Raw genomic sequence first — 23,125 nt, 5'->3', positions numbered from 1 at the left:
ACGCCATATCGATACGGGGGCAGACCGGAAGGCTACAATCAGCCGGAGATCGCCCCCTGCGCCCTTCCCGACCGGTATGAATCACTTTCCGAAACTCCTGTCGTCGCAGATCGCTTACGACGTCGCCCGCACGATGCTGGACGGCTTCGACAAGCACTACCGCATCTTTCGCGAGGTGTGCGTGGCGGCACAGGCATGTTTCGAAGCGGGTGACTTCACCGGCATCCAGAAGCTCCAGCGCAATCGCATCGCCTATTACGACGAACGCGTGCGCGAATGCGTTGCTACGCTGGCGAGCCGCTTCGATGCCCAAGCGCTTGACGACGATGTCTGGCAGCAGGTGAAGCTGCACTACATTGGGTTGCTCACGGAGCATCGCCAGCCGGAACTGGCCGAGACGTTCTTCAACTCGGTCTGCTGCAAGATCCTGCACCGCTCGTACTTCAACAATCGCTTCATTTTCGTGCGGCCTGCTATCGCGACGGAATACATCGAGAACGATGCGCCCGCCGCGAAGCCGACGTACCGGGTCTACTACCCGGCGCAGGACGGCATGGCCGCCACACTCTCGCGCATCGTCACGAACTTTCAGCTCACGCGCCCGTTCGCCGATCTGCCGCGCGATGTGGCCTATGTGATGCGTGCGATCGACGAAGCATTCGGCGAATTCGAGCAAGCCCCGAATTTCCAGATTCACGTACTCGCATCGCTGTTTTTCCGGAACAAGGCGGCGTACGTCGTCGGCCGGATCGTCAACGGCGATGTGACCACGCCGTTCGCGATGCCGATCATGCACGACGCCGACGGGTATCTCGCACTCGACACGGTGCTGCTGCGCCGCGATGAGTTGCGTGTGGTGTTCAGCTTCACGCACGCGTACTTCATGGTCGACATGGAAGTGCCTTCGGCCTACGTGCAGTTTCTGCGCACCATCATGCCGAGCAAGCCGAAGGCGGAGATCTACACGTCGGTCGGCCTGCAAAAGCACGGAAAAAATCTGTTCTACCGCGATTTTTTGCATCACCTGAAGCATTCGAGCGACAAATTCGTCACCGCCCCCGGGATTCGCGGGCTGGTGATGCTGGTCTTCACGCTGCCGTCCTATCCGTACGTCTTCAAGGTCATCCGCGAGCGCTTTGCGCCGCCCAAGGAGACGACGCGCGAGCAGGTGAAGGCGAAGTATCTGATGGTCAAGCAGCATGATCGCGTGGGCCGCATGGCCGATACGCTGGAGTTCTCGAGCGTGGCGTTTCCGCTCGCGCGTTTCGACGACGCGCTGCTCGCCGAGCTTCAGTCGGAAGTGCCGTCGCTGCTGGAGATCGACGGCGACGCGCTGGTGATTCGCCATTGCTATATCGAGCGCCGCATGACGCCGCTCAATCTCTGGCTGCACCAAGGCGCGTCGGACGCCGAGATCGATCATGCGATGCGCGAGTACGGCAATGCGGTCAAGGAACTGATGGCGGCGAACATCTTCCCGGGCGACATGCTGTACAAGAATTTCGGTGTGACCCGCCACGGCCGGGTGGTCTTCTACGATTACGACGAACTGGAATATCTGACGGACTGCCACATCCGTCGAGTACCAGAACCCCGTAACGAAGAAGAGGCGATGTCGGGGGAAGTCTGGTACCGTGTAGGCCCGCACGACGTGTTTCCGCAGACGTTTGAGACGTTTTTAACCGGCGACCCGCGCGTGCGGCACTCTCTGAGCCAGCATCATCCGGACTTCTTCGACCCGGCCCTGTGGCAAAGCCATCAGGAACGGGTGCAAGCCGGACAGATGCACGACTTCTATCCGTACGATGTCTCGCTGCGTTTCGTCAATCGCTACGGCACCGGCAGCGGTGCCACGCACGCCACAGCCCGCCCCGCCCGGGCGGCGGTGGCTTGAGCGAATGACGCCACACAGCGCACGACACGCCCACCGGATGACACGATCATGACTGAAGACAAAGACCAACCCCTGATCCATCTGCTCGACAACAACCGCGCCTGGGTTGCCAGCGTAAACGCGGAAGATCCCGCGTTTTTCGAGCGATTGGCCAAACAACAAGCCCCGGAGTATCTGTGGATCGGCTGCTCGGACTCGCGCGTCCCGGCCAACCAGATCACAGGGCTCGCACCGGGCGAGGTGTTCGTTCACCGCAACATCGCCAACGTGGTGGTGCACAGCGACCTGAACTGCCTCTCGGTGCTGCAATTCGCCATCGAAGTGCTCAAGGTGCGCCACATCATGGTGGTCGGCCACTACGGCTGCGGCGGCGTGGGTGCAGCGCTCGACGGCGCCAAGATGGGTCTCGTCGACAACTGGCTGCGCCATGTGCGCGATGTCTACGAGCGCCACCTCGACCAGATCGACGCCTTGCCCTCGCGCGATGCGCGCCACGACCGCCTGTGCGAACTCAACGCCATCGAGCAGGTGGTGAACATCTGCCACACGACGGTATTGCGCGACGCGTGGGCCCGCAACCAGCCGGTCACGGTGCATGGCTGGGTGTACGGCCTGCGCGACGGTCTGGTGCGCGATCTGCGCATGTCGGTCAACAGCCTTGAAGCCCTGCCGCGCGTGTATGAACGCTGCGTCGCGGCATTTGCAGAACTGCGTAATCCGCGCGCGTAATTCAAGCGCATTAGCCTCACTAGCGGGTGCCCTCGGGCACCTGCCAGCCCTTGCAGCGCTCGCGGACGACGGAACGACTGAAGCATTGGATATCCCGGTGCCGGCGGCAAACGCCGACGGCACCGGTCACCGATTACAGGAGAACTGCCATGCAAGACCCGATCGTTATCGTTTCCGCTGCCCGTACCCCGATGGGTGGCCTGCAAGGGGTGTTCGGCGACGTTGCCGCCCCGCAACTGGGCGCTGCCGCCATTCGTGCGGCCGTTGAGCGCGCCGGACTCAAACCCGAACAAATCGACGAAGTCGTCATGGGCTGCGTGCTGCCCGCCGGTCAGGGCCAAGCGCCTGCCCGTCAGGCCACGCTCGGCGCGGGTCTGCCGCTCGCTGCCGGTGCCACCACGGTCAACAAGATGTGCGGCTCGGGCATGCGCGCGGCGATGTTCGCGCACGACATGCTCGTTGCCGGCAGCGCCGACGTGATCGTCGCCGGCGGCATGGAAAGCATGAGCAACGCGCCGTACCTGCTGCCCAAGGCCCGTGCCGGCATGCGCATGGGACACGGTCAGGTCATCGACCACATGTTTTTCGACGGTCTGGAAGACGCCTACGACAAGGGCCGTCTGATGGGCACGTTTGCCGAAGAGTGCGCCGACCGCTACGCCTTCACGCGCGAAGCGCAGGACGCCTTCGCCATCGCCTCGCTGGAGCGCGCACAGAACGCCACGAAGGACGGTTCCTTCGCGTGGGAAATCACGGCGGTGACGGTGCCGGGCCGCAAGGGCGACACGGTGGTCGAGCACGACGAACAGCCGTTCAAGGCCAACCCCGAGAAGATTCCGACCCTCAAGGGCGCCTTCCGCAAGGACGGCACCGTGACGGCCGCCAACTCGTCGTCGATCTCCGACGGCGCCGCCGCGCTCGTGCTCATGCGCGAGTCCACCGCCAAGCGCCTCGGCCTGACGCCGCTCGCACGCATCGCCGGGCACACCACGTTCGCCCAAGCGCCGGGCCTGTTCACGACGGCCCCGGTCGGCGCGATTCGCAAGCTGTTCGAGAAAACCGGCTGGTCGGCAGGCAACGTCGATCTGTACGAAATCAACGAAGCCTTTGCCGTCGTCACGATGGCCGCCATGCACGAATTCGATCTGCCGCACGACAAGGTGAACATTCACGGCGGCGCCTGCGCCCTCGGTCACCCCATCGGCGCCTCGGGTGCGCGTATTCTGGTCACCTTGATCGGGGCGTTGCGCAAGACCGGTGGCAAGCGCGGCGTCGCCAGCCTGTGTATCGGCGGCGGCGAAGCGACGGCCATGGCGATCGAACTCGTCTGACCAATTCCGGCTGCCGGTCATCAGGGGCGACTTGGGCCACTTGGCTCACCGTCCTCCCGGCAGCCCTCAAACAAGGACTCACGCGTCATGAAAACTGCCCTCATCCTCGGTGCTTCCCGCGGTATCGGTCTCGAATTCGTGCGGCAATACCGGGAAGACGGCTGGCGCGTGATCGGCACGGCCCGCAATGACGAGGGTCTGGCCGCGCTGCGCGATCTCGGCGCCCAACCGCTCAAACTCGACGTCACCCGTATCGAGTCGGTCGCCGGGCTCACGTGGCAGCTCGATGGTGAAGCGCTCGATGTCGCCATCTACAACGCCGGTGTGAATTCAGAACGCACGACCGGCCTCGCGCCGATTACGCGCGAAGAATTCGACCGCGTGTTTCACACGAACGTGCTCGGGGCGATGCAGGTCGCGCCGCTCGTGTTGCCGTTCGTCGAAGAGGCCAAGGGGTCGTTCGGTTTTCTGTCGAGCCGCATGGGCAGCGTCGCATTGATGGATTCGAACGGCAGCTGGTTGTATCGCGCCAGCAAGGCCGCCGTGAACTCGGTGGTCAAGGCCGCCTCGCTCGAAGCGCAGCAGGCGACTTGCGTAGCGATGCACCCGGGCTGGGTGCGCACGGACATGGGCGGCGAGAACGCCGACATCGACGTGCAGACGAGCGTTGCCGGCATGCGCCGCGTGTTGGCCCGCGCCCCGGGCGAGCGCGCCACGCACAACGGCGGGTTCTTCAATTACGACGGCAACGCGCTCACTTGGTAAGCCAGCACGTTGCAGAGCAGCACCGGAATCACTGTAGTCAACGTAGTCAACGAATAACAAGCTGTACGCCCTACCGCCGTATCTTTTGATAAGCGGGCCAGAAACGTCATTCTGAAACGGAGCCACCATGACGTCCGCCATCGACTTTTATTTCGACTTCGCATCCCCGTACGGGTATTTTGCGAGCACCTGCATCGACGAGATTGCCAACAAGTACGGACGCGGTGTCGCCTGGCATCCGATCCTGCTCGACATTGTCTACAAGGTGAACGGCACAGGCGCGCCGGTGCAGCATCCGATCAAGACCGAGTACATGCGTCGTGACGTCGAACGCACGGCCCGCTTCAAGGGTATTGCGTACAAGCGTCCGTCGCACTTCCCCATTCCGACGCAGTGCGCCGAGCGCGCCGTGCTCTGGGTGGCAGATCATCGCGGCGGCGATCTCGCCGCAGAATTCGCCAAATTGATCTACCGCGCGCTCTACGTCGACGACGTAAACATCGGTGAGCCCGCCGAACTCGTCAGGCTCGGCGAGACCCTCGGCATCGACGGCGCGGCACTCGACAAGGGCATGCACTCGCCCGCGGCCAAGGACCACCTCAAGGCGGAAATCGATCTGGCGATGGCGCGTGGCGTGTTCGGCTCGCCCTTCGTGATCGTGGACGGCGAGCCGTTCTGGGGCTACGACCGTTTCGGTCAGGTGGAAGCCTGCCTGCAAAACGGCAAGGTCTGACGGGGCACGACGACATGGCAAGCCCCAAATCGCCCCGCGCCAATGCTGCATCCGCCACCTCGACCACGGCGTCGGACTTCGAGCGCGAAGGCTGCCCCTGCGGCGGTCTCGCGTTCGACTCGTGCTGCGGACGCTACATCGACGGCGGTGAGCTGCCGCCGACGGCCGAGGCACTGATGCGTTCGCGATACACCGCGTTCGTGCGTCAGAACGCGCCCTATCTGATCGACACGTGGGCCGCGCGCACGCGCCCCGCGACGCTCGATTTCGATGACGCACCGCAATGGCTGGGCCTGCAAGTCAAAGCGCATTTGCAACGCGACGACGCACACGCCGAAGTGGAATTCGTCGCGCGCTACAAAGTGGGTGGCCGCGCACACCGGCTGCATGAGCGCAGCCGCTTCGAGCGCACCGACGACGGCCGCTGGCGCTATATCGACGGCGATCTGTTCGACTGACCACAAGTCACGTTCGCACGCTCGCCGCCGACAAGTTTCTGATCCGAACCTAACGACAACTCACTCTCCACCGGATTTCGTCACATGCCGATTCTCGAAAGCAAGCTCAACCCGCGCGGCGAGGACTTTGCCCGCAACGCGGCCACGATGCAGACGCTGGTCGACGACCTGCGCGAGCGCATTGCGCAACTCTCGGGCGGCGGCGGCGAAGCCGCACGCAAGAAGCATGTGGCCCGTGGCAAGTTGCTGCCGCGCGAGCGTGTGCAGCAACTGCTCGATCCGGGCTCGCCGTTTCTCGAACTCTCGCAACTCGCCGCGATCGGCATGTATCACGACGACGCGCCGGGCGCGGGCATCATCACCGGCATCGGCCGTGTGTCGGGGCAGGAGTGCGTGATCGTCTGCAACGACGCCACAGTCAAGGGCGGCACCTACTACCCGATGACGGTCAAAAAGCACCTGCGCGCGCAGGAGATCGCCGAGCAGAATCATCTGCCGTGCATCTATCTGGTCGACTCGGGCGGTGCCAACCTGCCGAATCAGGACGACGTTTTCCCCGATCGCGATCACTTCGGCCGCATCTTCTACAACCAGGCGACGATGTCTGCACAGGGCATCCCGCAGATCGCCGTGGTGATGGGTTCGTGCACGGCCGGTGGCGCGTATGTGCCCGCCATGAGCGACGAGTCGATCATCGTGAAGGATCAGGGCACGATTTTCCTCGGCGGCCCGCCGCTGGTGAAAGCCGCCACGGGCGAAGAAGTCAGCGCCGAAGACCTTGGCGGTGCCGATGTGCACACGCGCCTGTCGGGCGTCGTCGATCACTTCGCGCAGAACGATGCCCACGCGCTGTCGATCGCGCGCAGCATCGCCGCGAACCTGAACCGCCGCAAGCCGGCCACGGTGGCCGTGAAGACACCGGTCGAGCCGAAGTACGACCCGCGCGAAGTGTATGGCGTGATTCCCGCCGACACGAAGAAGCCGTTCGACGTGCGTGAAGTCATCGCGCGTCTGGTCGACGGCTCGGAATTCGACGAATTCAAAGCACGCTACGGCACCACCCTCGTGTGTGGCTTCGCGCATCTGTGGGGCTACCCGGTCGGCATCGTCGCGAACAACGGCATTCTGTTCTCGGAGTCGGCGCAAAAAGGCGCGCACTTCATCGAACTGTGCTGCCAGCGCAAGATTCCGCTGATCTTCCTGCAAAACATCACCGGCTTCATGGTCGGGCGCAAGTACGAAAACGAAGGCATCGCCAAGCACGGCGCCAAGATGGTGACGGCCGTCGCCACGGCCAACGTGCCGAAGTTCACGGTCATCATCGGCGGCTCGTTCGGTGCCGGGAACTACGGTATGTGCGGGCGCGCGTATTCGCCGCGCTTCCTGTGGATGTGGCCGAATTCGCGCATCTCGGTGATGGGTGGCGAGCAAGCGGCGTCGGTGCTGGCGACCGTCAAGCGCGACGGTATCGAAAGCAAGGGCGGTCAGTGGAGCGCCGCCGAAGAAGACGCGTTCAAGCAGCCGATTCGCGATCAGTACGAGCGTCAGGGCCATCCGTACTACGCCAGCGCCCGCCTGTGGGACGACGGCGTGATCGACCCTGCCGATACCCGCACGGTGCTCGGGCTCGGCCTGTCGGCCGCGCTCAATGCGCCGATTCCGGAAACGCGCTTCGGCCTGTTCCGCATGTAATGAACACACCGGCCCCTTCCCTATATCGCTTGTTGCGTGAAAGGGGCCGTCGAGGATTTGCCGCCATGAACCTTGCCACGCTCAAACTCAGCGTCGACGCCCACGTCGCCACGGTCACGCTCAACCGCCCCGACGTTCGCAATGCTTTCAACGAAACGGTCATCGAAGAACTGACCGGCACGTTTCGCGCGCTCGCCGAAAACGACGACGTGCGCGTGATCGTGCTGGCCGCCGAGGGCGTCGCCTTCTGCGCCGGTGCCGATCTGAACTGGATGAAGAAGATGGCCGGTTACTCGGACACCGAGAACCGTGCCGACGCGATGACGCTCGCCGTCATGCTCAACACCATCTACCGTTGCCCGAAGCCGGTCATCGCGCGCGTGCAAGGCGATACGTATGCGGGTGGTGTGGGCCTCGCGGCGGTGGCCGACATCGTGGTGGCCGTCGACACGGCGCACTTCTGCCTGTCGGAAGCGCGCCTTGGGTTGATTCCCGCGACCATCGGCCCGTATGTGATTCGTGCGCTTGGCGAGCCCGCCTCGCGCCGCTACTTCCTCACCGCAGAGCGCTTCACGGCAGCCACCGCGCAGCGTCACGGTCTGGTGCATGAAGTGGTGAGCGCCGACGCACTCGACGCCACCGTGCAGGCCCTCGCCAAAGCGCTGGCCGATAACAGCCCGAACGCTGTGAAGGAGTGCAAGCGCCTCGTGCAGGACTTTGCCAGCCGCGCCATCGACGACGAAGCCATTGCCGAGACGGCCGATCGTATCGCCACGATCCGGGCGTCCGACGAAGGCCGCGAAGGCGTGCGCTCGTTCCTCGAGAAGCGCTCGCCGTCGTGGCGCGACGCGTCCTGAGCCTGAAAAAACCGGCAATTTCGGCGCGTAGCGTCAAAACATCGCGACATTGCCTGCAACACGGTTACAAATTTATTTTGGGAGGGGTGACGGCGGAGATGCCGCAACGTTATCGGCAGGTTTTAAGAATTTATCGATAACGTCGAGCTATAGCTCGCAAGAGCACGATATTTCACGCCATTTCCGCCTATTGCCCTGCCAAATTGCTTTGCCTACCATGCGCCCATCCCCCACCTCCGGCCCCGTCCAGCAACGCACCTTGCGTATGCCTGACGACGGCCAGCCGGGCGAATCGACAACGGTGCATCCGCACCTGCGTCGCCCGCCTCGGCGCATGAAGGAGTCAATGATGGACGCCCCTATCCGGCAAGCGCAAGGGCACCCCCCCACCATCGCCGAACCCACTGCACGCGTTGACGCGTCAGGCCCCGGCAATCTCGCGGCACGCAGTCAGCGTCAGGTCTGGCACCCCTGCACGCAGATGAAGCAGCAGGCGAAGCTTCCCCTCGTCGCGCTCTCGCATGGCGACGGCCCGTGGCTGGTCGATACCGACGGCCAGCGCTACCTCGATGCGATCAGCTCGTGGTGGGTCAATCTGTTCGGTCACGCGAATCCGCGCATCAACGCGGCGCTGATCGACCAGCTTGGCCGTCTGGAGCACGCGATGCTCGCGGGTTTCACGCACGAACCCGTCGTCGCCCTCGCCGAGCGCCTGTCGGCACTCACTGGCGGCGTGCTCGGCCATGCGTTCTTCGCGAGTGACGGCGCGTCTGCCGTCGAGATCGCACTTAAGATGAGCTTTCACGCGTGGCGCAATCAGGGCCACAGCGACAAGCGCGAATTCGTGTGCGTGAAAAACGGCTATCACGGCGAGACGCTAGGCGCACTGGCCGTTACCGATGTCGCCCTCTTCCGCGACGCGTACGACCCGCTGCTGCGTCATGCTCACGTGGTCGCGTCTCCCGACGCACGTCTCGCCCGTGACGGCGAAACGGCGGAGGACGTCGCACACCGCGCGGCCACCGAACTCGATTCGCTGCTCACGCAGTGCGAGGGCCGTGTCGCCGCCGTCATCGTGGAGCCACTGGTGCAGTGCGCCGCCGGCATGGCGATGCACGACCCGGCCTATCTGCGCGAAGTGCGCGCGTTGTGCGATCGCCACGGCGCACACATGATCGCGGACGAAATCGCAGTGGGCTGTGGCCGCACGGGCACGTTCTTCGCGTGCGAACAGGCCGACATCTGGCCCGACCTGCTCACGCTCTCGAAAGGCATCAGCGGCGGCTATCTGCCGCTCTCGCTGGTGCTCTCGCGCGACGCCATCTACGACGCGTTCTACGACGACGACACCGCGCGCGGCTTTTTGCACTCGCACTCGTACACGGGCAATCCGCTCGCGTGCCGCGCGGCACTCGCCACGCTCGATATCTTTGCCGACGACGACGTGCTGGCACGCAATGTCGCGCGGGCCGAGCGTCTGACGCAGGCCCTCGCGCCGCTGGCCGACGATGCGCGCGCCATGCACTTCCGCCAACGCGGCATGATCTGGGCCTTCGATGCGAAGCTGCCCGATACCCCCGGCGCTGCGGGTGCATTCGCCAAGCAGTTCTACAGCGAAGCGCGTGCCCGTGGCGTGCTGCTGCGCCCGCTCGGCGCCACGGTGTATCTGATGCCGCCGTACGTGCTCGACGACAGCACCAGCGACTGGCTTGCGGAACAAACCATCGCCGCGTTCGATGCCACGATGCGTCAGGGCTTCGACAGCATGGGGAGGGCCGCATGAGCGCACATCCTTTGCTTGAACGCCTTGAAGCCGGGCTAGCCGAAATCGACCGTGCGCATCTGCGCCGCACGCATCGCGTGGTGTCCACGCCGTGCCAGCCGCATTTGCGCGCCGATGGCCGCGACGTGCTCGCCTTCGCCAGCAACGACTATCTCGGTCTCGCCGCGCATCCGAAGATCGTGGAGGCGCTGATCGACGGCGCGCGGCGCTACGGCGCAGGCAGCGGCGCGTCGCACCTGATCAGCGGTCACTCGCAGGCGCATGCGGAACTCGAAGCCGCCCTCGCCGACTTCATGTCGCCGCATCTGGTCGAAGGCCGCGCGCTGTATTTCTGCACAGGCTACATGGCCAATCTGGCGACGATCTCTACACTCGCCACCAAAGGCGCCGAGATCTTCTCCGAGGAACTCAACCACGCCTCGCTCATCGATGGTGCGCGTCTCTCTCGCGCTCGCACGCATGTCTACCCGCACGGTGACGTGAAGGCACTCGCCGCGCTGCTCGAAGCCAGCGAGGCTGAGACGAAGCTGATCGTGACGGACGGTGTGTTCTCGATGGATGGCGACATCGCGCCGCTGCCGCAGTTGCTGGCGCTCGCCGAGAAGCACAACGCGTGGCTCATCGTCGACGACGCGCACGGCTTTGGCGTCGTCGGTGAAAACGGCCGTGGGGTGTTCGAGCCCTTCGATCTGCGCTCGCCGAACCTCGTCATCATCGGCACGCTCGGCAAGGCGGCGGGCGTTGCTGGTGCCTACGTCGCCGCGCACAAGAGCGTGATCGAATGGCTCGTCAATCGCGCCCGGCCTTATATCTTCACCACCGCAGCCGCCCCTGCGCAGGCGCAAGCATTGCTCACCAGTCTCGCGCTGATTCGCGGCGACGAAGGCCGTGAGCGGCGCGCGACGTTGCAGGCCCGCATCTTCCAACTGCGCAGCTCGCTCAAGCTCAAGCACTGGCGGCATATCCCGTCACCGACGGGCGTGCAGCCGATCATCCTTGGCGAGAATGCGGCGGCCCTTCATGCGCAGGCCGGGCTGGCGGAAGCCGGCCTCTGGGTGCCGGCTATCCGGCCACCGACCGTAGCCCCGGGGACCTCGCGCCTGCGCGTGACGCTCTCGGCCGCTCACACGCAGGACGACGTCGCACGGCTCGTGACGGCGATCAACCAACTCGACCGCGACTGGACCGCTCACGCCCATGGCTAATCAAGACCTCATGACGCCGGTCACCGAGCGCCCCACGCCCGCCCGCCACGCCTTCTTCGTCACCGGCACCGACACCGAAATCGGCAAGACGCTCGTCTCGTCGGCGCTGCTGCACGCGTCCGCACGCCGTGGCCTCGTCTGCGCCGGACTGAAGTCAGTGGCAGCGGGCGCCATCGAAAGCGATGGCCGTTACGTCAACGACGATGTCGAACAATTGCACGACGCGAGCAACCTCAAGCTGCCCGACGACTGGTACTGCCCGTACGTGCTCAAGGACGCCACGGCGCCGCACATCGCCGCCGCCGAGGAAGGCATCGACCTCGACTGCGAAGTCATTCGCGCCGGCTACGCCCGCGTGGCCGCACGCGCCGATCTGGTGATCGTCGAAGGCGTAGGCGGCTTCCGCGTGCCGCTAGGCGCCGGCAGCAACGCGCTCGACACCGCAGATCTGGCCCGTCAACTCGGCCTGCCGGTCATTCTCGTGGTCGGTCTGCGACTCGGCTGTATCAATCATGCGTTGCTCACGGCCGAAGCCATTGCCGCGCGCGGTCTGACGCTGGCCGGCTGGGTTGCCAATCACGTCGATCCGGAGATGCGTCACGCGGAAGCGAACATCGATGCCATAGCGCAACGACTGCCCGCACCGCTGCTTGGCCGCATTCCGCATCTGTCGCACCCCGACGCGGCCACCGCCTCCGGTTATCTCGACATCACGCCGCTGCTCGATCACACGCCCGCGCCGCGCTAATGCGCTAATGCGCAAGTGATCGAACCGACAGCAATTACACAGAATTCAAGGAAACACACCATGCAAGTTCATGCCCACACCGCCGCTCACGGTCACGATGAAGCCCTGCGCCAAAACGACAAGCCCTGGCGCGTCGACGAGATCGAAGCCCTGTTCGAATTGCCGTTCAACGACCTGATCTTCCGCGCTCAGCAAGTGCATCGTGAACACTTCGATGCCAACGCCGTGCAACTCTCATCGCTGCTCTCGATCAAGACCGGCGGTTGCCCGGAAGACTGCGCGTACTGCCCGCAGTCGGCCAAGTACGACACCGGCGTAGACGCCGAGAAGCTCATGCCCATCGCCGAAGTGCTGTCCGCCGCGCAAGCCGCCAAGGACGCCGGTGCGACGCGCTTCTGCATGGGTGCCGCATGGCGCAGCCCGAAGCCGCATCAGGTCGATGCCGTGGGCGAGATGGTGCGCAGCGTGAAGGCGCTCGGTCTGGAAACGTGCGTCACGCTCGGCATGTTGCGCGACGGTCAGGCCGAACAACTGCGCGAAGCCGGTCTCGACTACTACAACCACAACCTCGATACGTCGCCCGAGTTTTACGGGCAGATCATCACCACGCGCACGTATCAGGACCGTCTGGACACGCTGGCTCGTGTACGTGAGGCTGGCCTGAAGGTCTGCTGCGGTGGCATCGTCGGTCTGGGCGAGACGCGTCGTGAGCGCGCCGGTCTGATCGCGCAACTGGCGAACATGTCGCCGTACCCGGAGTCGGTGCCGATCAACAACCTGATCAAGATCGACGGCACGCCGCTTGAGAACAACGAGAGCGTCGACCCGTTCGATTTCGTGCGCATGATCGCCGTCGCCCGTATCACCATGCCGCGCGCGATGGTGCGTCTGTCGGCCGGTCGCGAAGAAATGGACGAAGCGCTGCAATCGCTGTGCTTTCTCGCCGGTGCGAATTCGATGTTCTACGGCGACAAGCTGCTCGTCACGCAGAACCCGCAGGCCGAAGCCGATCGTCAATTGCTCGCGCGTCTGGGCATGCGTACGTCGACCGAAGCGAAGCTCGGCACGGAAGCGGCCGGTTGCGGTGAAGCCGAGGGTGGACTGTCGGCGTGCAAGACGCATTAAGACAGTGACGCACTGACGGCGGCGCGATAGATTTGAACGTTTTAACGCCGGTGACGCGACAAGCATCGCATTCGACGATGCCGCGGCACCGGCGGCGACAGATAGCAAGAAAGTAGCGATATAGCAGCAGGACAGAAGCAGGCGCGAGTGCGCCGGCGGTTCGCCACAAGTGAGCCTGCCGGCCCGGCGGCCAAAGCCAGCGTCGCCCCAATCGATCATTTTCCGGAGGCAATATGTTCGACAAGATCCTCATCGCCAACCGCGGCGAAATCGCCTGCCGTGTGGCAGCCACCGCCGCACGTCTGGGCATTCGCACGGTCGCGGTCTATTCCGATGCGGACGCGCAGTCCAAGCACGTTGCCGTGTGCGACGAGGCCGTCCACGTGGGCGGTGCCGCCGCACGCGACAGCTATCTGCGCGTCGAGGCCATCATCGCCGCCGCCAAGGCCACGGGCGCGCAAGCGATCCACCCGGGGTATGGGTTTCTGTCCGAAAACGAAGCGTTCGCGAAGGCCTGCGACGACGCGGGCATCGTCTTCATCGGCCCGCCGGTCGGTGCCATCCACGCCATGGGCAGCAAGAGCGCCGCAAAAACGCTGATGGAAGGCGCAGCCGTGCCGCTCGTGCCGGGCTATCACGGCGAGAATCAGGACGCCGCCTTCCTGCACGCGCGCGCCGACGAGATCGGCTACCCCGTACTGCTCAAGGCCAGCGCCGGGGGCGGCGGCAAGGGCATGCGCGTGGTCGAGCGCAGTGAAGATTTCCGCAGTGCACTGGCGTCGTGCCAGCGCGAAGCGGCCAGCAGCTTTGGCGACGAGCGCGTGCTTGTCGAGAAGTACCTGACGCGTCCGCGTCACATTGAAATTCAGGTGTTTGCCGACACGCACGGCAACTGCGTCTATCTGTTCGAGCGCGACTGCTCGGTGCAGCGCCGCCATCAGAAGGTGCTGGAAGAAGCGCCCGCACCGGGCATGAGTGCCGAGCGCCGTCAGGCGATGGGCGACGCCGCGTGCAACGCTGCACGTGCCGTCGGCTACGTAGGTGCGGGGACGGTCGAATTCATCGCCAATCAGGACGGCTCGTTCTACTTCATGGAGATGAATACGCGCTTGCAGGTCGAGCACCCGGTCACCGAAATGATCACCGGCCTTGATCTGGTCGAATGGCAACTGCGCGTGGCCGCAGGCGAAGTGCTGCCGCGCAAGCAAGACGAACTGCGCATTCACGGCCATGCGCTCGAAGCGCGTATCTACGCCGAGAACCCCGACAACAACTTCCTGCCGTCCACCGGCACGCTCTCGACGCTGCGCCCGCCGGCGGCCGTGCAATTCGAGATCGGCAGTGGCGCGACACCGGCCGCCGTGCGTATCGACTCCGGCGTGCGCGAAGGCGATACGATCTCGCCGTTCTACGACCCGATGATCGCCAAGCTGATCGTGTGGGGGCAGGACCGCGACGAAGCGCTCGCCCGCATGCGCCGCGCGCTGGGGCAATACCGTGTGGTGGGTGTGCAGACGAATATCGCATTCCTCGGACGACTGGTCGCGAGCGAACCGTTTGCCGGTGCCGATCTCGACACGGGCCTGATCGAGCGCCATCGCGATACGCTGTTCCCGGGGGCCGCGCCCGTGCCCGCCACGACGCTGGCGCTGGCCGTGGCCGCACAGCTCTCTCGCGAGGCCATCGTCGGCCGTCGCAAGTATCAGGACAGCATCGATCATCACTCGCCGTGGCAACTCGCCACCGGCTGGCGTCTGAACGGCGATTACCGCCGCACGCTGTCGTTCGATCAGGGCGAGACGCGTCACGACGTGGTGCTCACGAGCGGCGCACAGGCCAGCACGCTCACGGTCGATGGCGAAACGTATCCGTATCGCTATACCCATGACGGCGGCGTGTATCGCGTGACGCTGGGCGAGCGCCGCGTGCAAGGACACGTCGATTTCGAACATGCCCTCGCTCACGTGTTTGCCGATGGTCAGTCGTGGGCGTTGCGCTGGCATGACCCGCTCGCGCAGGCGGGGGCGCAGGAAGGCGGCGAAGGCCGTCTGACCGCACCGATGCCGGGCAAGGTCATTGCGGTGCTCGCACCGGCCGGCACGAAGGTCGAGAAGGGTGCACCGCTGCTCGTGATGGAAGCGATGAAGATGGAACACACCATCAGCGCACCCGCCGACGGCGAGATCGAGGAAGTGCTGTACGCCGTGGGCGATCAGGTGCCCGAAGGCGCGCAGTTGCTGGCGTTCAAGCGGTAAGTTAAGCGACAAGCGAAGCGGCAAGCGAAGCGGCAAGCGAAGCGGTAGGCCGGAGGCGGGTTCGGGGCGGCATCAGACCGTCCCGCCGTGCCCCTCGCCGAGAATCGTCTGACGCCGGAATTGCTCCGGCGTCAGTCCCGACTGGCGGGTGAACATCTCGATGAATGCCGACGGTGTGGCGTAGCCCAGATCGAACGCAATCGACTTCACTGTGTGCCCGGCTTCGAGCCCTTCAATGGCGCGCAGAAAGCGCAAGCGCTGCCGCCACTGCCCCAGCGTCATCCCCAATTCCACCAGACAGTGACGGGCCAGCGTGCGCTCGGTCAGCGACGCTGTCTGCGCCCATTGCGCGAGCGTACGGTTGTCGCCGGGCTCGCTCTGCAACGCCTGCAAGATGCGCACGAGCGCCGGTGAATTCGCCTGCGGCAGAAAGCGCGGTTCGGCAGGCGCGAGGGCCAGTTGATCGACGAGGACCTGCGCCAGACGTTTGTCGGCATCGGTGCGGGGGGATGCCACGCCCCGCTCGGCAAAGTCCGACAGAATCGCCCGCAGCAAGCCGCTGATACGCAAGGTGGCCGCATGCGATGGCAGTACGTTCGCCAGCGACGCATCGATATACACCGAGCGGTAGATCACCTCGTGCGCATTGAAGCTGGCATGCGCCGCCCTCGGCGGAATCCAGACCGCGTACTGGGGCGGTGAAAGGTAACGCGCGCCTTCGATTTCAAGCTGCATCACACCGTTCGCCACGTAGTTGAGCGTGCCCCAGTCATGACGATGGGGCACCCACGCCGTCTGCGCGTCGAACTCGTCGTAGCGGAAGTACACCGGATACGGCAGCGTCTTGAAGGAGGGCCAGTTGTAGCGGACGGTCATGGCGCGGGTGAAGGAAGTTCGGGTCGGTCGAGACCGCAATCGCAAGTGACAACTTGAATGCCACGGTGTGATGGTTCGATCAGGCAAACGTGCGCGGCGCGTGAGGCATCCGCGCCACTGCATCGCACGTCGGTGCATCTTACCCGCTCCGCGCGGCGTTCTCGCAGGTGCCGTACGCGTGCGCTGCGCCGACCTGCGTTCGGTGTCATGCTCACGGTTGATACGTGGCCAAAGCGGTTTGGGACGCCACGTTGCACGAACCTGGAGAACATATGACTATCGGATTTCTCGGCCTTGGCACCATGGGCGCGCCCATGGCGATCAACCTCATCAAAGCGGGCTTTTCGCTGCAAGTCTGGAATCGCTCGCGCGGTCCGGTCGACACCGTCGCCAAAGCGGGTGCACAAGCGTGTGATACCCCCGCAGACGCGGCACGCGGCGCCGACGTGCTCATTGCGATGCTGGCCGACGACGACACGAGCCGCGTCGTACTGAACGATGGCGGTGCCCTCGCTGCGCTCGCCCGCGGCGCCATCGTCGTGAACATGGCCACGGTGTCACTCGACTTTGCGCGCGAAATGCAGACGAAGTGCGACGCGCTTGGCTTGCGCTACGTCGCCGCCCCCGTACTGGGCCGGGTGAACGTGGCGGAGGCCGGCAAGCTCAACATTCTCGCCGCGGGTGCCCCCGATACGCTCACTCAAGTGCAACCGATCTTCGACGTGCTCGGTCAGCGCACATGGCGTTTCGGCGACGTGCCCGAACAAGCCAACGTCGTGAAGCTCGCGTCGAACTTCATGATCGCGAGCGCCATCGAGACGATGAGCGAAGCCGCCGCCCTCACGCAAGGCCACGGTGTCCCCGGCGCCGACTTCCTCGACATGATCACGACGGCCGTGTTCGCCGTGCCCGCCTACACCGGCTACGGCGGGGCGATTGCCAAACAGGCTTTCGAACCAGCCGGCTTCAAGCTCTCGCTCGGCGCCAAGGACGTGCGACTGGCGTTGCTCGCCGGCGAAGCGGCTAACGTGCCGATGCCCTTCGGCACCGTACTGCGCGATAACCATCTCGATAGCCTCGCGCACGGCGAGGGGCATCTGGACTGGGCTGCGCTGTCGAAGGTGGCCGCGCGCCGCGCCGGACAGGACGACACCACCGGCTAACGTCTTTTCCCGCAAGACAAACAACACAAAACGTCACAAATACAAAACGCCGCAAATCGCGGCGTTTTACATTTAATTTGGGGATCGTTCTTAGAAACGCGATAGGCGTTCGCGTGATGTCGTCGCAGCGACGGGCTTCTGACGACAATGGGAATTTTCATCAGGATTCCGAACCGGTATTCAACAATATTCTCGGTGTCGATATCAACCACGCGCAGCCACGCTGCCCGACACCATGACACAACGTCTCCCTCTGCTTACCGGTCCGCGTGCCCTTGCGCTCGCGGCCAGCCTCGCTCTGTCCACGCTGCCGGCCGGCGTTCATGCGCAGAGCAACGTCACCCTTTACGGCACACTCGACTCCGGCTTTGTTCACGCCAATCACGTCGCCAGCAATAACGGCCCGGTCGGCTTATCGCAAATCACCAGCAACATCTTGTCGGGTAGCCGCTGGGGCCTGCGCGGCACCGAGTCGCTCGGCAACGGCCTCACGGCACTCTTTCAGATTGAAAGCGGTTTCAATGCCGTGACCGGCGAGCAAGGCAACGGTGGTCTCGCGTTCGGCCGCAAGGCCATCGTCGGCCTGAAGGCAAATCAATGGGGCGAGGTCACGATCGGCCGTCAGTACGACCCGGTCGTCAACCTTGTGCAGGGTCTGACTGCCGATGGCTATTTCGGCGGGTTCTTCGCGACCCCGGGCGATGTCGATAACTACGACAACGGCGCGCGCATCAACAACTCGATTCGCTATGCGACGCCGAACTACAGCGGCCTGCAATTCGAAGGCATGTATGCGCTGGGTAACGTCGCAGGCAAGACGGGTTCCGGCCGCTCGTATGGTCTGGCTGGCGCGTATAGCAACGGACCGATCGCCCTCGGCGCCGGCTTCTTCTTCGCCGACGGCGGCGAAAAAATTAGCGAAAAGGCCGATTCGCCGACTCGAGGCTTTCGCCAGTGGTCCGGCAGCGCTGGTTCGCTGTTCAACTCACCGATCAATCGCGGCCTGAGCACGGCAAGCAAGGTGCGAATCGTACGCGTGGGCGGCAAGTACGCCATCGGGCCGGCCATTCTGGGTGTGTCGTACTCGCATGCGCAATACGCCAGCGATGGGCTTTCGGCCTTCAGCGGCACGGCCAAGTTCGACACCATCAATCTGTTCACCAGCTACGCGCTAACACCCGCCCTGAGCACCGGGCTTGGCTACAGCTACACGCGGCTGCGCGGACCGAGTCAGACGGCGGCGCATTACAACCAGTTCAATGCCGGTGTGAGCTATGCGCTGTCGAAGCGAACGGCCACGTATGTCATCGGCGGCTATCAGCAGGCGACCGGCAAGACGCTCGACGCATCGGGATCGAATACGGTCGCAGCGAATGCGTCGGTCGGTTCGTACGGCATCGATGCGGGTGCACGTACGCAACTGTTGCTCGGCATGGGCCTGAAGCACAGCTTCTGACCTGACGTTGCACGATCGGCCCAATCTCGTTTATTCATGCGGGTTTGGGCCGATTTTCCCAATCAAATAAGTCACTTATCATTCAAACGATCGTTTGGATGTTTTCAACTTATTAGCTAATGAAAATTCATTATTTCGAATTTTCAGGGTTTACCCTATTCGGGAAAGTATTTAGAATTCGTCTCTATCAAAAGTTGATGCAGACGCAACTGGCAGTCCCCCGAGCTTTCGAAGTCATTTGGAAATCGATTTGCGGCGGTTTGTCTTGTCGCGAGTCAGTGAGTGAATTCGGGAGAAGGGTCGTGAGTTTCGTCAGTTGGTCGTTGATTGCCCTCGTCGCGATTGCTATTTCGGCGGCGCGTGTGAATCAACTGCATCGCAAAGCCACACGTCTGGCAGCTTCGGCGCATATCGACCGCGTCTTGCGTTATCGCCGTAGTCATCGCCGCACGCCGTGCTCGCGCATTCAGTTCAAGGACGCCGCGTAAGCGTTTTCGCGCAGTGTCCTGACGCAGTAGCAGTAGCAGTAGCAGTAGCGGTCTTTGGTAATTCAGTAGTTGGCAGTTCGGCTTTATCGCTGTACTCGCATCACCCGCAGTCCTGTCGTTCAGAAGGTCTTGCATCACCGCAGTCCCCGTCGCAGTCCGGCGGCTTCAGCAGTCGTAGTGAAATCTAGCTTTACTCGCAGTGGTAGTCCGCAGTACTCATTGCTGTTTTCCGGCGCTCGTGTCATGGCCGGATGGAGAGTCATCCCTCCCTGCTGTTACGAGGCATCGCTCTCACGCGTCGAAGCCGTACCGCCGCCGGTCATTCGGGCGGCGGAGCGCGCGCCCACAGCCTCGTATTGCCCACGCGTTGCATCAGACAACCCGACGCCTCGATTCCCGGATCGCGCGTTCGTCCGCCTCACGCTGGTACGTCAGCGTCCGGCCACGAATTCGCCATGCACTGTCTTCCGAGCGATCTCGTGCGTTTGTGGTCACGCACGCCCTCGCTATCCCGTTGCCGCGTGGGCGCCTCGGCATGTGCCTATCCGCGCAACATGCCCGACGTATTCGTTAAAGAGAAGATAGTTGTCATGAACACCGACCCAGAGCGCATTACCGTCACCCTCAAGCTGCACCCGAACGACCTGAAGCAACTCGACAAGGCCTGCCAACGCGTGGGCATGAAGCGCGAAGATTTTTGCGTGCTCGCCACGCATCTCGAAGGCTCGCGCGTCCTCAACGGCGAGGGGCTGGCAACGCTGGCACGCCCGTTCGGCTTTGCCGCCGCCATCCCGGCCGTCCTGCGCTCGGCGTTCTCGCGCCTGTGCGTGCGCTGATCGAAGACACGATCGATCGTCGCGGTTCCGATACGGCGCCCGAGCGCGCCGAAGGGCAATGACCTGTTCCGGCGCGCATTCGGCGAGCCGGTCATCGCGCCGTCAACGGTCCGGCGAACTCGCCTCGAACACCACCATGCCGTCGCGCCCGTCACGTTTGGCGCGATAGAGCGCGCGATCGGCCTGTTGCAGCCACGCCTGCGGGCTATCGAAGCTCATCGAGAACGGCACCAGGCCGATGCTGACGGTGCACTCGGCCAGCGATAGCGACTGTCCGTCCGTGTCCGGCATTTGCATCTGTAGTTGCGCTTCGGCCTGTGCCACCCGCGCGCGCAGGTCCGCCAGCAGGTGGTGCATCAGGTCCTGCCCGGCGACGCCACCAGTGTTCACCAGCACCGCACCGAACTCTTCCCCGCCATATCGGCCCACGGCATCGATGTCGCGCAGCCGTTGCCGCAGCAAGCCTGAAAAGCGCCGCAACGCCGTGTCGCCCGCCGCATGACCCAGCGTGTCGTTGATGCGCTTGAAATGGTCGAGATCCATCAGCACCAGACAGGCCGGTTGCCCCGTCGCCGCGCAATGTGTGTGAATGTCTGCGAGCCGCTGCTCCCACGCACGGCGATTGAGCAAGCCCGTGAGGCCGTCGTGCTGTGACAGATATTCCATCTCGCGCGACCGATTGGCGAGTTTCTGCGCGAGATCGTAGGTGACCTTACCGAGCGCGATCGGATAGAGGATGATCATCGGCAGGCACGTGATCACATTGAACGTGTCCGACGCCGGCGCCCACGCAAAGCCCAGCAGCGCAATGCCGACCAGCACGCCCGCCACGTTGGCGAGCACCCCCTGCAAGAACAACCGCACCCCGCCGGCACTGATGTTGTCCATCGACATCATCGCCAGCACGACCACACTGGGCAGCAAGTTGAAATGCATCGCGGCGACCCAGAAGCCGCCGAATGCCGAATCGATCAGCAGATTCCAGCGCTCGGCGCGATAGGGCACCGGACGCGAGAGCGCCAGCGCGCAGGCCACATGGGGCCACACAAAGCCATTGAAGATGAGCAGCGCCCAAAGCCAGGACGCGATGGGCGGGTCGTGACGGTAGAAGACACCGGCGACGCAGAAGAAGCCGATCGCGAGGCCGATGGTGCGCAGACGGTAGATGCGGCGCACGAAGCGCTTGCCCTTGCCCGCGACGGCAGAATCAACCCCGAAAGAAGACGCCGCATTACGACGCTGTGGCGAGCCGTCGGCTTGTACCGGACGACCTTGTGGACTTGCTGACACCATGCTGCTCCGATCACCTGTCACGAAACGCGCACGATGCGAGTGCACCGTGGGGCTGCCGATGGCCATCCATTGCGCCGCTACTGCCCGGCGACGGCACGCCAATCCCCGCCTCGCGCCATTCTACCCGCGGCCGATGGTCTTCCGGCAATAGCAAAGTGACCCAGTTTGGGGTAGCGCACACGTGGTGAAGAAAAACGAAGGCGTCGACGACGCGTCCGAAACACCGCATCGTTTGTCTTAAATTCACTATGCCGAAGCGACGCATCGGGCGGACAATTCGTCCCGTACCTTGCCGCGTGACGGTGTCGCGCCAACGCCGGGCCGCGCGGGTTCGTGAATCCGGCGACGCCCCGGCAAATCGTCATGACACCGCACACGGCATCGCAAGACTTCGTTCAACGCCCCGCGCCACCTGAGCTTCCGGTCGGCCAGGCAACCGGCAACCCGCCATCGACTCATGTCCAATTTCATCCTGCCGTTGATTGCCGTCCTCATCTGGTCGGCCAACGTGATCGTCAACAAACTCGCCGTCGGGCATATCTTTCCCGCCGAAATCGCGTTCCTGCGCTGGTTTGCCGCCGCATTGATCCTCACGCCGTTCGCGTTGCCGATACTCTGGCGTCGCCGCCAGCAGTTTCTGCCCCATATCGCGCAATACGCCACGCTTGGGGTGCTCGGCATGGCGATCTATCAAGGTCTCGCCTACTCGGCGGCGCACTACACCAGCGCCACCAACATGGGGATCATTCTGTCGCTGCTGCCGCTCACCACGCTCACGCTGGCTGTGGTGGTGTTGGGCGACGTACTCACTGCCGGCGCCGTCGCCGGCGGTCTGCTGTCGATCTTCGGCGTGCTGTTCGTCGTGGGTCACGGCTCGATCACCCATCTGGCCGATCAGGGCATCGGCGTCGGCGACGCGATGATGTTCTTCGCCATGCTCGCTTATGCGATCTACTGCGTGCTGCTCCGCAAATGGCACCTGCCGCTCGCGCCGCTGCCGTCGTTGTACGCACAGATCGTCTTTGCCGTCGTTGCGCTGCTGCCCTTCTACCTCGCGTCGCAGAAGGCCGGCATCTCGATGGACAATCTGCCGGAACTGGCTTTCGCCACCATTCCCGTTTCCATTGCCGCACCCTTCATCTGGATGATCGGTGTCGCCCGTATCGGACCGCGACGCGCGACCGTCGTCATCAATCTGGTGCCGATTTTCACGGCGCTGATTGCAGCATTCGGCCTCGGCGAACAGCTCGCGATCTATCACCTCGCAGGCGGTGCCCTCATTCTGGCCGGTGTCGCCTTGGGCGAGTTCTGGCACCTGCCGATCCGGAAATCCCGAGAACTGGCGCCGAAATTGCAATAAGACTTGGGAAGCGTCCGATAAATTTTGTGCGCATAAAGTGGCCCACTCTTTATAGAGGGCCGCCTGTCACGCATGGGG

At 63.8% G+C, this 23,125-nt stretch carries 20 protein-coding genes; 18 read left to right on the top strand and 2 right to left on the bottom strand.

Features of this window, described 5'->3' with window-relative positions; all coding sequences use genetic code 11:
• Window positions 1-76: 76 nt before the first annotated feature.
• The 13 genes from aceK (at window position 77) to AT302_RS02115 (ending at window position 15,575) form a co-directional block, all read left to right on the top strand.
• On the top strand, window positions 77-1,894 hold the full coding sequence (gene aceK, locus AT302_RS02175; protein ID WP_058377008.1) for a bifunctional isocitrate dehydrogenase kinase/phosphatase: 1,818 nt from the start codon (window positions 77-79) through the stop codon (window positions 1,892-1,894).
• Window positions 1,895-1,942: 48 nt separating this feature from the next.
• On the top strand, window positions 1,943-2,623 hold the full coding sequence (gene can / locus AT302_RS02170) for a carbonate dehydratase (RefSeq protein ID WP_058377007.1): 681 nt from the start codon (window positions 1,943-1,945) through the stop codon (window positions 2,621-2,623).
• A gap of 149 nt (window positions 2,624-2,772) precedes the next feature.
• The gene (locus AT302_RS02165; protein ID WP_058377006.1) at window positions 2,773-3,954 is read left to right on the top strand and encodes an acetyl-CoA C-acetyltransferase; all 1,182 of its coding nucleotides are present in this window, start codon (window positions 2,773-2,775) and stop codon (window positions 3,952-3,954) included.
• 87 nt (window positions 3,955-4,041) lie between these two features.
• Window positions 4,042-4,719 carry an SDR family oxidoreductase gene (locus tag AT302_RS02160; protein WP_058377005.1) on the top strand — a complete coding sequence of 226 codons (678 nt, stop codon included), beginning with the start codon at window positions 4,042-4,044 and terminating at the stop codon, window positions 4,717-4,719.
• Between the two features lie 127 nt (window positions 4,720-4,846).
• Entirely contained in the window at window positions 4,847-5,452 is a 606-nt protein-coding gene (locus AT302_RS02155) for a 2-hydroxychromene-2-carboxylate isomerase (protein ID WP_058377004.1), read from the top strand.
• 14 nt (window positions 5,453-5,466) lie between these two features.
• Window positions 5,467-5,910, top strand: a complete 444-nt coding sequence (locus AT302_RS02150; RefSeq protein WP_058377003.1) for a YchJ family protein — start codon at window positions 5,467-5,469, stop codon at window positions 5,908-5,910.
• An 84-nt stretch (window positions 5,911-5,994) separates the two neighbouring features.
• Entirely contained in the window at window positions 5,995-7,602 is a 1,608-nt protein-coding gene (locus tag AT302_RS02145) for a carboxyl transferase domain-containing protein (protein ID WP_058377002.1), read from the top strand.
• Between the two features lie 65 nt (window positions 7,603-7,667).
• Window positions 7,668-8,459 (top strand): enoyl-CoA hydratase/isomerase family protein, encoded by a 792-nt coding sequence (locus AT302_RS02140; RefSeq protein WP_058377001.1) that lies wholly within the window; start codon window positions 7,668-7,670, stop codon window positions 8,457-8,459.
• 346 nt (window positions 8,460-8,805) lie between these two features.
• The gene (gene bioA, locus AT302_RS02135) at window positions 8,806-10,242 is read left to right on the top strand and encodes an adenosylmethionine--8-amino-7-oxononanoate transaminase (protein ID WP_237172044.1); all 1,437 of its coding nucleotides are present in this window, start codon (window positions 8,806-8,808) and stop codon (window positions 10,240-10,242) included.
• The gene (gene bioF, locus AT302_RS02130; RefSeq protein ID WP_058377000.1) at window positions 10,239-11,447 is read left to right on the top strand and encodes an 8-amino-7-oxononanoate synthase; all 1,209 of its coding nucleotides are present in this window, start codon (window positions 10,239-10,241) and stop codon (window positions 11,445-11,447) included. The genes bioA and bioF overlap by 4 nt, the downstream gene beginning before the upstream one ends.
• Window positions 11,440-12,195: a dethiobiotin synthase gene (gene bioD / locus AT302_RS02125; RefSeq protein WP_058376999.1), complete on the top strand. Its 756-nt coding sequence runs from the start codon at window positions 11,440-11,442 to the stop codon at window positions 12,193-12,195. The genes bioF and bioD overlap by 8 nt, the downstream gene beginning before the upstream one ends.
• Window positions 12,196-12,255: 60 nt before the next feature.
• The gene (bioB, locus tag AT302_RS02120; protein ID WP_084655981.1) at window positions 12,256-13,320 is read left to right on the top strand and encodes a biotin synthase BioB; all 1,065 of its coding nucleotides are present in this window, start codon (window positions 12,256-12,258) and stop codon (window positions 13,318-13,320) included.
• Window positions 13,321-13,553: 233 nt separating this feature from the next.
• Window positions 13,554-15,575: an acetyl/propionyl/methylcrotonyl-CoA carboxylase subunit alpha gene (locus AT302_RS02115; RefSeq protein WP_058376998.1), complete on the top strand. Its 2,022-nt coding sequence runs from the start codon at window positions 13,554-13,556 to the stop codon at window positions 15,573-15,575.
• Between the two features lie 72 nt (window positions 15,576-15,647).
• Here AT302_RS02115 and AT302_RS02110 read toward each other — a convergent pair whose 3' ends face one another.
• A complete protein-coding gene (locus AT302_RS02110; protein WP_058376997.1) occupies window positions 15,648-16,451 on the bottom strand; it encodes an AraC family transcriptional regulator in 804 nt (267 codons plus the stop codon).
• Window positions 16,452-16,723: 272 nt separating this feature from the next.
• On the opposite strand from AT302_RS02110, the gene AT302_RS02105 reads away from it, so the two are divergent.
• From AT302_RS02105 to AT302_RS02090, 4 genes are all read left to right on the top strand, one after another.
• On the top strand, window positions 16,724-17,614 hold the full coding sequence (locus tag AT302_RS02105; RefSeq protein WP_058376996.1) for an NAD(P)-dependent oxidoreductase: 891 nt from the start codon (window positions 16,724-16,726) through the stop codon (window positions 17,612-17,614).
• A gap of 235 nt (window positions 17,615-17,849) precedes the next feature.
• Window positions 17,850-19,070, top strand: a complete 1,221-nt coding sequence (locus AT302_RS02100; protein ID WP_058376995.1) for a porin — start codon at window positions 17,850-17,852, stop codon at window positions 19,068-19,070.
• Between the two features lie 302 nt (window positions 19,071-19,372).
• Window positions 19,373-19,558, top strand: a complete 186-nt coding sequence (locus AT302_RS02095) for a hypothetical protein (protein WP_058376994.1) — start codon at window positions 19,373-19,375, stop codon at window positions 19,556-19,558.
• Window positions 19,559-20,148: 590 nt separating this feature from the next.
• The gene (locus AT302_RS02090; RefSeq protein ID WP_058376993.1) at window positions 20,149-20,394 is read left to right on the top strand and encodes a hypothetical protein; all 246 of its coding nucleotides are present in this window, start codon (window positions 20,149-20,151) and stop codon (window positions 20,392-20,394) included.
• A 102-nt stretch (window positions 20,395-20,496) separates the two neighbouring features.
• Here AT302_RS02090 and AT302_RS02085 read toward each other — a convergent pair whose 3' ends face one another.
• Window positions 20,497-21,687, bottom strand: coding sequence for a diguanylate cyclase (locus tag AT302_RS02085; protein WP_084656508.1), 1,191 nt, complete (start codon window positions 21,685-21,687; stop codon window positions 20,497-20,499).
• Between the two features lie 457 nt (window positions 21,688-22,144).
• On the opposite strand from AT302_RS02085, the gene AT302_RS02080 reads away from it, so the two are divergent.
• Window positions 22,145-23,047, top strand: a complete 903-nt coding sequence (locus AT302_RS02080) for a DMT family transporter (protein ID WP_058376992.1) — start codon at window positions 22,145-22,147, stop codon at window positions 23,045-23,047.
• Window positions 23,048-23,125 lie beyond the last annotated feature (78 nt).

Origin of the sequence: Pandoraea norimbergensis (assembly GCF_001465545.3) — a bacterium.
Lineage (GTDB): Bacteria > Pseudomonadota > Gammaproteobacteria > Burkholderiales > Burkholderiaceae > Pandoraea > Pandoraea norimbergensis.
This window is presented reverse-complemented; position numbering and strand designations above follow the sequence as displayed.